Annotated in this window: 9 protein-coding genes; 3 read left to right on the top strand and 6 right to left on the bottom strand. The window is 37.6% G+C overall.

Annotated features, from left to right (window positions below; all coding sequences use genetic code 11):
* Positions 1-78: 78 nt before the first annotated feature.
* The 5 genes from QM481_RS02305 to QM481_RS02325 all read right to left on the bottom strand — a co-directional run bounded on the left by QM481_RS02305 (position 79) and on the right by QM481_RS02325 (position 10447).
* Positions 79-3255 carry a SusC/RagA family TonB-linked outer membrane protein gene (locus tag QM481_RS02305; RefSeq protein WP_283380498.1) on the bottom strand — a complete coding sequence of 1059 codons (3177 nt, stop codon included), beginning with the start codon at positions 3253-3255 and terminating at the stop codon, positions 79-81.
* A gap of 490 nt (positions 3256-3745) precedes the next feature.
* Complete coding sequence (locus tag QM481_RS02310) at positions 3746-4321, bottom strand: hypothetical protein (RefSeq protein ID WP_283380499.1); 576 nt, start codon at positions 4319-4321, stop codon at positions 3746-3748.
* Positions 4322-4354: 33 nt separating this feature from the next.
* The gene (locus QM481_RS02315) at positions 4355-5995 is read right to left on the bottom strand and encodes a SusD/RagB family nutrient-binding outer membrane lipoprotein (RefSeq protein WP_283380500.1); all 1641 of its coding nucleotides are present in this window, start codon (positions 5993-5995) and stop codon (positions 4355-4357) included.
* 48 nt (positions 5996-6043) lie between these two features.
* Positions 6044-9235, bottom strand: a complete 3192-nt coding sequence (locus tag QM481_RS02320) for a SusC/RagA family TonB-linked outer membrane protein (RefSeq protein WP_283380501.1) — start codon at positions 9233-9235, stop codon at positions 6044-6046.
* Between the two features lie 384 nt (positions 9236-9619).
* Entirely contained in the window at positions 9620-10447 is an 828-nt protein-coding gene (locus tag QM481_RS02325; protein WP_283380502.1) for a patatin-like phospholipase family protein, read from the bottom strand.
* 151 nt (positions 10448-10598) lie between these two features.
* Here QM481_RS02325 and QM481_RS02330 point away from each other — a divergent pair, with 151 nt between their 5' ends.
* From QM481_RS02330 to QM481_RS02340, 3 genes are all read left to right on the top strand, one after another.
* A complete protein-coding gene (locus tag QM481_RS02330) occupies positions 10599-11438 on the top strand; it encodes an MBL fold metallo-hydrolase (protein ID WP_283380503.1) in 840 nt (279 codons plus the stop codon).
* Between the two features lie 384 nt (positions 11439-11822).
* A complete protein-coding gene (locus QM481_RS02335; protein ID WP_283380504.1) occupies positions 11823-12263 on the top strand; it encodes a response regulator in 441 nt (146 codons plus the stop codon).
* 373 nt (positions 12264-12636) lie between these two features.
* On the top strand, positions 12637-13650 hold the full coding sequence (locus QM481_RS02340; protein ID WP_283380505.1) for a sensor histidine kinase: 1014 nt from the start codon (positions 12637-12639) through the stop codon (positions 13648-13650).
* A 227-nt stretch (positions 13651-13877) separates the two neighbouring features.
* Here QM481_RS02340 and QM481_RS02345 read toward each other — a convergent pair whose 3' ends face one another.
* Positions 13878-14303, bottom strand: coding sequence for a response regulator (locus QM481_RS02345; protein WP_283380506.1), 426 nt, complete (start codon positions 14301-14303; stop codon positions 13878-13880).
* Between the last annotated feature and the right edge of the window lie 159 nt (positions 14304-14462).

Here is a 14462-nt window from a genome sequence, read left to right on the forward strand (position 1 = left end):
TGTGTCGTTTAAACTGAATACTTATTTCTGAAAATGAAGACTAAAAATAGCGTCTTCTATTGGAGAAAATTTGGCTGACTAGAAACCGATATTCAAACCAACTTGGTAAGAACGAAGGTTAGGCATAGTGTTGTGGTCTGTACCTCTATCCCAAGCAGAACCGTTTGAACCAGAAGAAATCTCTGGATCCATACCAGTGTATTTAGTGATAGTAGCCAAGTTACGACCAGTCATTACCAATTGTAGTTTTCTGAAACCTTTAATACCGAATGCTTTTACTAAGTCAACAGCAACAGAAAGGTTACGCAAACGAGCGAATGAAGCATCTTCGTAGAAATAGTTTTTCGTACCGTTACGAGAAACCTCAGCATAAACACCACGATAGAATGCAGACCATGCGCCAGTTTGTCCATTGATAGTAATTGGCACTTGGTAATCAGCGTGAATACCATCACGGTACATCCATTCTTTCGTTTGGTTGTACAAGTGTGAGCCATATACCCAGTCAACTTGGAAGTTGAAATTAACGATACCTTTCCAGCTAAAGTCATTAATAAACGACATATTGAATTTAGGGTTAGGATCACCAAAAGCGAATTGTTTTGTTGAGAAATACGGTGCTTTTGTAGTTTTGTTTACTACCCAACCATTACTTGCTACTTCATAATTACCACGGTTTGCTTCTGCAATTGCGAAAGTTCCGTCTGGCAATTTTTCATCTAAACTATGGATACCAAAGAAACCATACAACTGACCGATTTTTTCACCAGCTTTCAATACATAACCTGTCGAACCAGCAGCAGAAGTAATAACCACCTCAGCACCACCACGTACAGCTGTAATTTCAGAAGATTGCTTACCGAAGTTGGTAGTGAAGTTCCATGAGAAATCACTGTTCTTGAAGATAGAAGCGTTCAATGAGAATTGGAAACCATGTGATGCTAAAGAGAATGCGTTATCTTTCAAAGTACCCACCCCTGTTGATGGAGCAGCATCAATGTTATAAATCGCATTGTCTGTACTTCTTTTCCAGTAACTAGCGTTGATAGACAAATCATTCATCCAAGGTGTACCTTTTGCTAATGATAGGCCAATATCTGTACCAATCTCAAGTTCTTTCGAAACCTCTACGTTCAAGCCTGGGTTAGACTGTGATAATGGGAAATAGAAAGAGTTACTTGTACCGATTGTTTTAGTATTCAAAGTTACATAACGGTCAAATTGGTTTGGTTGGATACCAGCCTCTCCATACGCTGCACGAAGTTTGAATTCTTCAATAGTACTTGCCACTTTAGAATCTTTCCAGAAATCAAATGCTGAAAGGCGAACATAACCATCACCACGAGGGAAAGTAAATGGTGTTGAAGCAGCACCAAACGCAGAAGAGTAGTCAGTACGGAAACCACCAGAGATACCTGCTACTTCGCCGTAATCAACACGTTGGTTTACTAAATAACCATACGTAACGAATGGGATTTTGTAATCACTAGCGATACGGTTTGTAGGAGTCTGTGACGCGTTAAATGGCGTGTACGTAGGCAAGCCTAAACCATAAGTAACATATTCTTTGTAATAACGATCTCTCCAGTCAAATGATACTTGCGTTGAAGTACGAATTGGCAAACTCAAACCAAAATCTTTTTGGAAATCAGTTTTAAAATAAGCTGATGCCAAGAAGTTTTGGAAGGTTGTATTATAAGTATAGTTATCTAATTCACCTGAACCATCTGTACCATAATTACTGTAGAAAAACTGTTGATCTACAGCATTTTTATTTCCGTTTTGATTTAGGTAAGTATAGATATTTTCTTGATGCTGATAGTTGATACCATATTTAGCATCTAATTCTACAAATTTTGGAAACTGATAGTTCAAAGAGAAATTTTGAACTACATCAACCTTATTAATCAATGAAGAAGTATATTGATTCACAAAGTTAGGGTTCGCACCGTTTACCCCTACAGCATCACCAAAATACACAGGATAGTTTCCATCAGTATCTTTGAAATCGTAATTAGCAAATGGACGAGAGTTGAATACTGAGTAGATGATACTTCTACCTGTTGCGTCATTAATCGTATTTTTTGTATAAATCAACTGAGTAATTGAACGCAATTTCAAGCCTTTAGCCAATTCTGTACCGATATTTGACGTAAAGTTTGTTCTACCAAGACCACCCAAGTTTTTGAAGTTAGTTTCTTGTTGAGCGTGTGACAATGACATACTGAAATCACTCTTTGCTGTACCGCCTGCAATTGACACCGAATGTTGGTGGTTAGTTGAAGGTTGGAAGAACATCGAGAAGTGATCGTAATACTGCAAGTTTTTGTCGTAAGGCTTGTTGATTTGAACAGTTGGGTCAGTCGAGTTCCAAATAACGTTTTCTGAATAAGAACCGTAAGTAGGATCCAATGTCAATGGTTTACCAGAACCTCCAACAACTTCATTGTTAGCGTTTGTCACAAAACCATGCATATTAGCTTTTTTCAAACCACCCACGTTCAAATATTCAGAACGGATTACGCTAGAAGATACGTCGATAGTCAATTGACCATTTTTACCTTTTTTCGTAAACAACTGAATAACACCGTTTGCACCTTGCGCACCATAAATTGTAGCAGCAGCAGCACCTTGAACAACTTCAACACGGTCGATGGTATTCAAATCGATTGAGTTTAAGTCAGTAGTACCTAATTGGATACCATCCAACAAAATCATTGGAGTAGTACCACGGTTGATCGTGTTAATACCACGCAATAAGATGTTTACTGGCTGACCTGGCATACCATTACCAGAAGTGATTTGAGCACCTGCAATTTTACCAACCAAAGCTTGGTCGATAGATGCTGATGGTACTGATGGTAAATTTTTAGCACTTACAGACTGTACGTCAATAGCCAATTTTCTTTTGTCTACCGCAGCACCTGTACCCGTTACCACAACTTCAGAAAGTTGTTTTGCATCCACAGCCAATTTTACGTCAATAACCGAACGGTTACCAATCGCTACATCTTGACTTGCCATACCTACAAAAGAGAATGAAAGTGTACCACTTGAAGGCACTGAGATAGAGTAAACTCCATTTGCATCAGTTTGGGTACCTTTAGCTGTTCCTTTGAGTTGAACAGTTACTCCAGGAAGACTAGAACCGTCTTCAGCAGATGTCACCTTTCCTGTTACTTTGCGGTCTTGTGCCATAATAAGGACACTAGAAAGCATAGTCAACAAGAAAGTCATTAATAGACTTTTTCTCATGAACTAATTTAGTTAAGGTTGATAATATTTGTTAAGGTTATTTGTGCCAAATTATAAAATTATCAAGAAACTCACAATAGGATTTCAAAATGATATTTTGCATTTTTTCAAAATTACCTTCGTTTTTTCCTTAAAATCTACCAATTAGCCAATTTTATTCCTGTGTATTTTAATGCGTTAGTACCTAATTTTTTCTATATACGATTCAAATTCAAGCATTTTTATAAGTATTAATTACTATAAAATATACCACTTAAGTAGTCTAATAACCGTTTAAAAAAAATTCTAATCAAATCTTAATTTTTTTTAAAAGTGTAGACTTGTATAGTCATTTTTAGCATCTATATTATGCTAAATCAAATATACATTTTCTCAAAATTGAACATTTCCAATGTAAGACCATTCATTTCAAACGCTCGTTTGAGATAGCCCATAAAACAAAAAACCGAGCCCAAAATAGGCTCGGTTTTAGGTACAATTCAATTGTCAGTTATTGAATCACGTTTACTTTGTAAAAAAATGGTGAACTATAAAAAGCTCCACCTGTAATATTGGGTCCAGTGTTTGTATTAGTATATGATTGGCCATTAGTAAGCTTCATAGTACCTGTAATCTCAAAGCTATCTCCTACTGATATATCGCTTGCCGTAAGTTTGGTTGCTGACAACGCTTCGGCTGCCGTAATAGCAATCGTAGCACGTGGATAACCAGAAGTTGGGTCTTTCGTAAAACTTGAAGCAGCAATGCTCTTCAAAGTTAATTGTGCCGTAGTCTTAGTACCATTAGCAGGCGTTGCATCCACAAATTTGATTACCAAGTCATAAGATGAAAACAAGGCTCCAAAGTTAGGGGTAACAGCCTCTGCCAAAAACTCCATTTTACTAGTAGTTATGGCTGATACTTTGTATGTAAACGAGCTTGAACTTACCGGATACGGAGACACTGTACGAATGTATCCTCCTGTTTCTAAGGCATTCAAGTCGATAGGCTCAATCATTTCGGTTTTGCAAGCTCCTACCAGAAGCCCCAAAACCAACAAAATTGAATATATCTTTAAATGTTTCATTGTATCAATTGTTAAACTTTAAAAAATTATCGCCTATTTGAATAAACTCGCAGGATTATTATCCCAGAACACAGGCAAAGTCATATTGGCTTTTTGTTTGGCATTGACATTTCTACTCACAAACGCCGTTGGATAGTAGAATGAACGAATGAACGGTCCTGGATTAGGGTCAAGTGCTGGTTGCAAATTGAGTGGCATACCCGTACGACGATATAAGTTGTAAGCCTCTATTCCATTACCGTACAAAGCAAACCAATATTCTGTTGCAATCACGTTGAGTTTAGCCGAGCTTGTTGTAGCACTATCATAGGCAGCAAGCACTGCTTGTACATAGTTATTTACTTGGTCAGCCCACACAATGTTATTACTGGTTTCAAATGCAGTGATTTTGCTCGACTCAGCCGATGCCAACATAAACGCACGAACATCCGCCATTGATTTACGTAATCCAGATTCTAACAAAGCTCTTGCATCGCCAGTAGTACCTAAAGTCAAAGCCGATTCGGCCAACATAAAATCGGTGAAAGACGACATCAATATAGGCTGAATCCCTGCTCCTGCCGCTCCTGCTACAAGAGATACAGGTCTGCCCGCATCATTGTCATATAATCCCCCCGCAGGATATAACCCCCAAGCGGTTCTTTTCAAACCATCGGGTGGAATACCTTCGTTACTTAGGTGGTCACGTCCCCAATAACCAACATTTGTTGGTAAACAGTAGTAATCAGTAGCAGCGTAGTGATTAGGTTTCTGATTGGTAATACAACGGATTTCGTTCACGTCTTTTGAATTAACCGTTACCTGACGATAAAAATAGGCTCTAATACGAGGGTCTTTTTTATCATACATCAAACCCATATAAGCATTTGATTGGTAATCGCCTCCGCCTGTTGGTGAATATTGACCAGCATAACGTGGGTGACGGTTATCAGGGTTTACCTGAGTTGTTCCATACTTAAAAGTTAAGTTTTGAGTAGTTGTCGAAATCAATTTGTTTCCTGCAATCAAGGTATTAATTCCTGTTTTTGAACCTGCAGCATCTATCAATTTTCTATTCAAATAGATTTTCAGTTTCAAAGTATTCGCAGCACGAATCCAGTTATCAATTGTTCCACCATAATAAAGATCCACAGTCAAACCTGATTTTGACTTGGCATTAAGGTTTTCGATAGCCTTATCCAAATCTGCTAATGCAACTGTGTACAAAGTTGCACCCCCATCTACTTTTGGGTTAAAATTAGCGGGATCAAGTGCTTCGGTATAAGGAACATCGCCAAAAATATCTACGAAGTTCATCAATACAGACGCTCTCAATATACGTCCTACGCCTGCATGAACAAAAAACTCTCCTTGCTCTGCTAAAGGAATCAGCGTTTTAATATCATTCAAAATTCCAGCGTAAGCGTTGGTCCAAGCTCCGTCCATACCTCCTGGCGTTACAGCATTATCATAAATGGCTGCACCAGCGTTGAGCATACGAGTAAGGCGCATTCCTGGGTCGCCCACTTGGTTGAAGTGAGTAGCATAACTCACTTGAATTTGACTAGCCAAATAGTTAATATCTGTATTATTGGTAGTCACAGCGTTGGGGTTGTCTAATAAGTCGAGCTTACACGAGCTTATGACTATCGACATCAACGCGAGCCATAAAAAATGTATTTTCTTTATCATCATCTAATCAGATTTAAAGTAATTTCTACACCAAATTTCTGTGTAAGAATATTAGAACGATAACTTGAGAGAGCCACCGATTCTGCGTGCACTTGGTCCTGTCAAGAAGTCAAAACCAAGACCATTACCTACTCCTAAACCAAGGTTGTCTGTATCCAAATTCAACCCAGTTGGAATATGAAGGGCTTTGTACCAAAGGTTATTACCAGTTACCGACAAGCTTGCGCCCTTGATACCAAAACGATTTAAGAAATTCTTAGGTAGGCTATATGAAAGTGCTACTTCTTGCAAACGAATCGTAGAGCCATCGTACATACGACCTTCGTCACCAAAGAAGAATACGTTGTTGAAGTACACGTCAGAACCAGTAATTTGGATATTATTAGGTGTTCCATCTGCTTTTACCCCTGGAAAAACAAAGGTTTGTGCACGGTCATAACCTGTTTCTGGACCCGTTTCGATAGTCAGACCTCTACCCAATAAAGCTCCTGCCGTAGATGAGTATATAGCGCCTCCATGACGATACGATACCATGACGTTCAAAGAAAACTTCTTGTAATTGAAGGTATTAATCAAACTGGTTACAAAAGCAGGGTTAGGGTCACCCAAAATCACAGGAGTAGTTGTTGCCTGTAAGTTACCTGAAGCATCTATCAACAATCGTCCTTGTGCATCTCTACGGAAGCCCGTACCTTTAATAATGTTAAAAGGCTTTCCAACAATCGCATAGTTACCCAACGATGAACCGAAACCTGAAATTTGTACCTCTTGAATAGTCCCTCCCAAATCCAATACTTCAGGCGTATTTCTTGAAAAATTGAAAGTTGCATCCCAACTAAAATCTCCTTTAGTAAATGGTGTTCCAGACAAACTCAACTCAATACCTTGGTTACGAATTTTACCTACGTTGATGGTTGTACTGGTATAACCTGTGGCAGCATCCAATGGTGCTGAAGTAATCAGATTACGGGTATCACGACGATAAACCGTTAAATCGAAGCTCAATTTGTTGTTGAACAATTTACCTTCCAAACCAAATTCTGTTTCAGTATGAAGCTCTGGTTTTAGGTTAGGATTACCTAAAGTATTGTCTACAGAGTGGGTCTGAATTGGTCCTGTTGTAAACCAGCCTCTGGCATTTTGATTTAGGATGTTACGTGTTTGGTAAGGATTAGGAAAACCTGCTGAAGTACCAATACCTGCACGCACTTTTAAGAAATTGACTGTATTACTGGCAAGACCTTCAAAAGCAGTTGTTGGTACAAAAGACAAACTGGCAGATGGATAGAAAATCTGTCTATTTTCTTTTTCTACAGTAGATGTCCAATCGTTACGACCAGCCAAGTTCAAGAACAAATAGTTGTTATAATCGGCTGTTATTTCACCAAATACCCCCAAACGAGTTTGCTCACTTGTATAATTACTTGCTACGTTGTCAATAAAATTAGAGTGACGAAACAAGTTTCTCGCCAATTGGTTTTGACTGGTAATACTATATGATGAAAATCTATCATTTCGCATATTACCACCGATTTTACCTGACATGGTCAATTTGTCAGATAATGTTTTATTATACGACAATATCAACGAGTTATCCCAAATGGTATTCTTAAAGTTTAAGGTATTATACAAACCATTCACATAAGATACACCTCCTTTATTCAACATATATTCTTGCTGCTCGTCATAAGTATCCAAGCCTATTTTATATAACAAAAGTAAATCTTTCGCTAAATCATAGTTGAAAGTAGTAGCTGCGAAAAAGCGGTTTACTACGCCTGTGGTTTTATAATTTGCTAAAATCCAACGTGGATTGGGAATATCATTACCACTTCTGAAGTACACCGAACTTCCGTCGACTGGACTTTCGTAAGGCCAGCCCATCAAATCTACTTGGCGTGGTGTAAACAAAACGTTGGCCAACACAGAAGGGAAATCATTGGCATTGTTACCTTGTCCAGCACTCAACGGTGGTGCATATTGGTCGGTATTAGCAAAATTAAATGACGTAGTGGCTGAAAGCTTTTTAGTTAGTTGAGCATTCAAACCCAAACCAATATTTAATCTTTTCAGCCCGTTTTCAGGAATAAAACCTTGTTCTGCATTATATCCTGCTGATACGTTGTAACTCACTTTTTCGCCTCCTCCTGAAATATTCAGGGAAGTATTCGAAATAAGTCCTGTTCTGAAAAAATCGCTTACGTTATTGGGAAAAATTTCCATTTTGTAAGGACTCACCGACGCCACATAATCAGCCATTGCAGCACGAGTTGTGGTATTAGTAAAAAACGCATAAGGGTGAGTTGTCAAGGCTGTATTGGTATTTTGAGAAGGATACAAATACGATTCAGCCAAGGATGGTCCCCAGTTACTAAAGAAATATCCTAAGTTTTGCTGAAAGCCACCAACATAGGTATTTTGGTAACGAGGTAAATGAGCCGTGTTGGTAAACAAAGATTGCGTTACTGAAAACTCTGTTTTACGAGCTTTTTTAGTACCATTTTTAGTCGTAATCAAAATTACGCCATTTCGTCCTTGGTCGCCATACGTAACCGTTGCGGCTAAGCCTTTCAATACTGTTACATTTTCAACATTGTTAGGGTCAATATCCAAGAAACGGCTCGAAGAAGATTGTCCACCGCCAGTAAAGCCTCCACGAGTGTTAGTATTGGAGTTAAATGGAACACCATCGACCACAAACAAAGGTTGTACCGAACCCGTAATAGACGAGTATCCACGAATCGTGATGTTGGTTCCTGTACCCGATACCCCTGAAGTTGAGGTGATATTTACCCCAGGAATTTTTCCTTGTAAAACCCGACCAACATCCGCTTGGGGTCTGTCTTCCATTACTTTCTTGTCGAGCGTGGTGATAGAATAGCCCAAGGCACGTTTTTCGCGCACGATTCCTTGTGCTGTAACGACTACCTCCGAAAGTTGCTTGGTGTCACTTCCCAACTGCACATTAATAGTTGTTTGTGTTCCAACGGGAACTTCTTTGGTTTCAAAACCCACAAAAGAAAAACGTAAAACGGCATTAGCGCCACTAACAGGAAGAGAGTAATTGCCCGAAGCATCAGTTTGAGCACCTTTGGTAGTGCCGACCAGTGTAATAGATACTCCTGGTAAACTCGTTCCGTCTTCGGCAGACGTCACCTTTCCCACCACCTTACGTTCTTGTGCTTGTAAAAACGCACAGGACAATAAGGTAGCGAGAAAAGTCAAGAGGAGACTTTTCTTCATAAATTGTAGTATTTAGTAAAGGTTAAAAATTTGTATTGCAGTCTCAAATTATAACTTTTCCAATAAGAGACAAAATGACTTTTTAAGAAATTTGAATAAGTAGAAAGGGGTTTTGAAGAGATTTTGGAAAGAGGTAAAAATCAAAGTGGCAATCTATTGCCGACATTTTGAGTAATTACTACCAATTGGCATTTTTTGTAGACGAATAACCAATATGTGTCCAAGTAATTTCACTCAAAGGGTTTTTTATCATAGTTTTTTTTCAAAAAAAGCAATTTTTTTATCGATTTCTCACATTTATTACCAAATGTTAATTCACTATTAAAAAGTAATAATTTTCACAACAACAAAATATTGTACTATTCAAAGTTTATTTAAAACAAATTAAACACTCAGCAATTGAGGTAAATCGAGTGAGGAGGCAAAGTCATAACCCGCTTTAAAAATCTCTTTCGCTTTTCTCACGTCCTGAGGTTCAAAATTTACTAGAGCAGGCGGTTCTATCAGTAAATTACACTGTGCAAGGCGAGGTTTGGAGTTATTATTAATGGCTAAATAAAGACTTTTTTGAAGTACACTTGGTATTGATTTGATATTCGGATTTTTACCAAAAGGATTACAGTGACTTCCAATGATAAAATCACAACGTGATTGAAGCGGCTCAATAGGCATATTATTCAACACCCCTCCATCAACAAGTACTCGCCCATCAAACGTTACAGGTTCGAACAAGCCAGGAATACTACAAGATGCCAAGACTGGCTTGATGAGTTCTCCAGAAGAATAAAATACACTTTCTCCCTGCATAATGTCTGTGGCGTTCACAAACAAAGGCAGTTTAAGATTTTCGAACGAATTGTGTGGAAGATATTTGAGGTATATCTCCTCTGCTTTTTGCATACGCAACAAACCCAATCGGCTAAATGCAGGACGAAAAGCCTTGAGGGTATTGGAGGAAACCACTATTTCAAAAATATGATCAGGAGAATACCCTGCGGCAAACATTACTCCAGCAATAGAACCTGCGCTACATCCTGAAATGTAATCAATAGGGATTTTTTGCTCAACTAATGATTTGAGTACTCCCAAATGAGCAATACCCCTTGCTCCTCCTCCAGATAAAACTAAGCCAATTTTTTTCATATAGATGTTATCTGTGTATCCGTTATCTGTGTATCCGTTATTTGTGTATTTGTTATCTGTTAATTTCATTTCACTATCCTCTTCCTCACACCTATCTTCTTTTCACTATCCCCTAACCCCTATGCCCTCGTCCCTATTCCCTTTTTCTCTATTCCATCTATAATTTACTCAACTTCTCTTATCTTGCAAATGTTTAACAAGACAAAACTCAAGAACAGTTATGAATCTTTACAGTATCGATGCTGGCAACTTCAAATTAGATGGAGGTGCAATGTTTGGAGTTGTTCCAAAAACTTTCTGGAACAAATGGTCACCTGCCGACGAAAATAATCTTTGTACATGGAAGATGCGATGTCTACTTATCGAGCAAGGAAATCAGCTTATATTGGTTGACACAGGTATGGGCGATAAACAGGATGCTAAATGGCAATCGTATTATTATCGACATGGCGAATCAGACTTAATCAGTTCTATTCGGAAGGCAGGATTTTCGGAAAACGACATCACTGATGTAATCTTAAGTCATTTGCATTTTGACCATTGTGGAGGCGCTGTACAATGGAATAAAGCCCAAACAGGCTTCGAAAGCACATTTTCGAATGCTAAATATTGGACACATTCGAAGCACCTAGATTGGGCACTAAACCCCAATATGCGTGAAAAAGCGACTTTTTTCAAAGACAATATTTTACCGCTACAAGAAGCAGGACAGCTTTATTGTATCGATAAAGACCAACCTTCATTTGAGAACATAGAGTTTTTATTGGCTGATGGTCATACCGAAAAAATGTTGATGCCCAAAATAAATTACCAAGGACAAACTGTTTTGTTTGTGGCGGATACGATTCCTTCGGCAGGGCATATTCCTGTACCTTATGTGATGGGCTATGATATCCGACCGCTCCAGACGATGGAAGAAAAGACAAGTATTCTTTCAAAAGCAGCTGAGGAAAAATGGGTGCTCTTCTTTGACCATGACCCCAATCATGACTGCGCAACGGTCGTTTCAACAGAAAAAGGATTCAAAATTGAACATACATTTCCGTTGACTGAACTATAATAATAATTAGTCATAGGCTGATGAGAATTTACAAACAACTCAACCGCGTTTATCTGCTAGTGAATAAGTATTTCTTGTCAGCCAACCGTTATTCTTGCCCAATTCACGAAAAATTATATTGCATTAACACTTTGGCAAGGTTTTAGTGTTACCATTTACTCAGTTAGCAAAACAATCTGTATATAACCACTAAAATTTTTCTGGTTTATTGTAAATAATTAATATCTTTATGTGGTTTTCAGCCATACCCATAAAATCATTGATATTAAATTTCTTACGAAAAGTCCGCCCAACAAAAATCTTCGTATATAAGGCAAGATGTGATTGCTAACACCTTTTAATTTGTTACAAGAGCGCTTCAGCCTCATATACCACTGTCAAATTATGATTACCAACATGTTGAAGAAAGTTTTACTTGTAGACGATGACTCTGTCACTTTATCACTTTGTGATATGGTCATAAAACGCTTTACCTTTGCCGAAGAGGTCGATAAAGCGCAAAATGGGCAGGAAGCAATCGATTATTTCAACGATATTGTAGATGATTCTAACAATACGAATATTAGTGTGCCTGCAATCATTTTCTTAGATTTGAATATGCCTGTTATGAATGGTTGGGATTTTCTAGATGAATTTATCCGTAAAGGATTTAATAAACTTTTTCCAGAAACTCGCATCATTGTTCTTTCATCGAGTATCGACCCAAGAGATATACAGAGAGCCAGCAATTACGACATCATTATCGAATTTATCAGCAAGCCCCTTACCTTGAAAGTGATTAAAGAGATCAAACAGCACTCTGTGTTAGTTCCACATTTCTCTTAAATATTACAAAACCAAGATAGCCGACTTGTCATTATACTTCTCTATACTACAGATTGTTAACTAGACTATTGTCATAAAATTCTTGTTAACAGAAGTATTTTACAGATTTTTTTTGATTTTATTTCCTTCTCTAAGGATTCGGATATTTCAATACTTATTCTATTTTTGTAACCGAGTGCAATGTAATTATGACATTTCACTCGGTTTTTTATCTCTAACCAAAGAATTTACTCTTGGTTTCCAAACCCAGAGTTGATTTATGCTATTTTGTTATGAGTCATAGAAGCAATTCTATTGACGAGTTTCTGGTGCACTGATACCGCATTTTATCAAACCCATTAAGAAACGCTCTTAGTTACAACTAATTGATTCGATGAAAATGAACCGCCTTTACTGGTCTGCCCAAATTTTTGGATGGCTAGGTTTTAGCGTATGTATGCTCTTGGCTATTCTCCAATCGCCACTTACGATTTGGGAATGGATGATGCTTGTCATACCTTTTAATATTATTGGGCATGCTATTGGCTATGCACTGTATAGCATTCTTGCCAAATTTCAATTCAGCTTACATTTGCTCAATCGCAATATCAAGTATAGTTTTGGCTTTCTGATTGTTTCTGCGTTACTGTTTTCGCTTGCCTACAAAGGATGTTTGACTCTTATCTTACCTTCTCTAGATAGCATTACTTGGACCCAAACATCAGCTATTGGTCTATTAGGCGCAGGTATTTGGCTTTCTTTATACTTGTCTATTCGTACAGTAAAACAGTTTTACGTGGATCTACGTACAGAAGCAACTGTTCAAAATCTCATCCGAAGCACCGAATTAGATAGCCTGAAAAGTCAATTGAATCCTCATTTTTTATTCAATTCCTTAAATTCTATCAAAGCTTTAGTTAGAATAGACCCTCCCTTAGCTCAAAAATCCATTATTCAATTATCGGATATTCTCAGAAAGTCGCTAACCATCAGCGAAACGCCAATGATACAGCTCATGGATGAGCTACTGATGATGCAACAATATCTTGATTTAGAAAAAATTAGATTTGATAAAAGACTTACCTATCATTTCAAGCTCGAAAATCAATCCTTGAATTTTCGTATTCCTTCCATGTCCTTATATCTGCTTGTAGAGAATGCCATTAAGCATGGAGTAAGTAAGTTGAGAAAAGGCGGTGAGCTTTTTATTCACACCCGAAGCGAAGAAACTCATTTGTATATTATCGTCAGAAATACGGGAGTTCTTGAAAAGAAGGATAATTTTTATGGAACAAGCCTAAAAAATCTTGAAAGAAGGCTCAATCACATGTATAATGGCAAAGCGAAATTGCTTTTTAGCGAACAAGAAGGTATGGTTATAGCTACCTTGTGTATTCCGATTGAGTAGGACAATTTCAGATTTATGATTTGGAATTTCCAACAAAAAGAAAATTTCAAGTCTTCAGTATAACACATCTGATATGGTATTCAATTAGAGACAATGAAAAATTAAATTGTATTATTACTCTTTTGGTAAAAGCCATAGGCACTAAGCAAAAATGCATTAATAATTTCGCAAGAAGCTTTGATTCTTTTTGCGTACAGCATAAAGCCTAATGCCTATTGCGGGCAAACTTAATTAAAGTATTTCTTCAATTGGCTGCTTTTTTTGAGCTCATTCAAAATCTCCATGGTGAGAGGTTTGCTAATAAACTCAAGTACAATCTTATACTTTCCAGCCTTTACAAAGTCTTCTGGGTCGATAGTCGAAGAAAGGATACACACCTTAGTTTCGGGATATTGAGTAGCGAATTTTTGAAGATAAGCTTTCAAAAAATCCCATCCATCCATTACGGGCATATTCAAATCCAAAAAAATCAGTGTAGGAACAATTCCGTCTGGAGATGTACCATCTTCTAGTGCATAAAATATGTCTAGTGCTTCTCTTCCATTTTTTACTGTCTGAACCTTCTTCGAAAAGCCACTATTCTTGATGGCAAACTCACAAAGTGAGAGTGCTATCAAATCGTCATCTACAACGAGTACACTTTCAATCATCATTTTAAATTATAAATTTACGAACCTCAAATAATTAAGTTAGGGTAAAATGAAGGTCTTTCCAGCGCAAAATAAGTACCCACTTCTAATAAGGTATTTTATCAATACTTATTTATGAAATATTGCTGTTATATCTACATCAATAAAACCTAACTTTTATTC

The sequence above is a fragment of the Flectobacillus rivi genome (assembly GCF_030056655.1).
Lineage (GTDB): Bacteria > Bacteroidota > Bacteroidia > Cytophagales > Spirosomataceae > Flectobacillus > Flectobacillus rivi.

Bases quoted from the DNA above. Each gene is read 5' to 3' on its own strand.
- QM481_RS02305 (WP_283380498.1), bottom strand. From the start codon at position 3,255: ATGAGAAAAAGTCTATTAATGACTTTCTTGTTGACTATGCTTTCTAGT.
- QM481_RS02310 (WP_283380499.1), bottom strand. From the start codon at position 4,321: ATGAAACATTTAAAGATATATTCAATTTTGTTGGTTTTGGGGCTTCTG.
- QM481_RS02315 (WP_283380500.1), bottom strand. From the start codon at position 5,995: ATGATGATAAAGAAAATACATTTTTTATGGCTCGCGTTGATGTCGATA.
- QM481_RS02320 (WP_283380501.1), bottom strand. From the start codon at position 9,235: ATGAAGAAAAGTCTCCTCTTGACTTTTCTCGCTACCTTATTGTCCTGT.
- QM481_RS02325 (WP_283380502.1), bottom strand. From the start codon at position 10,447: ATGAAATTAACAGATAACAAATACACAAATAACGGATACACAGATAAC.
- QM481_RS02330 (WP_283380503.1), top strand. From the start codon at position 10,599: ATGAATCTTTACAGTATCGATGCTGGCAACTTCAAATTAGATGGAGGT.
- QM481_RS02335 (WP_283380504.1), top strand. From the start codon at position 11,823: ATGATTACCAACATGTTGAAGAAAGTTTTACTTGTAGACGATGACTCT.
- QM481_RS02340 (WP_283380505.1), top strand. From the start codon at position 12,637: ATGAAAATGAACCGCCTTTACTGGTCTGCCCAAATTTTTGGATGGCTA.
- QM481_RS02345 (WP_283380506.1), bottom strand. From the start codon at position 14,303: ATGATGATTGAAAGTGTACTCGTTGTAGATGACGATTTGATAGCACTC.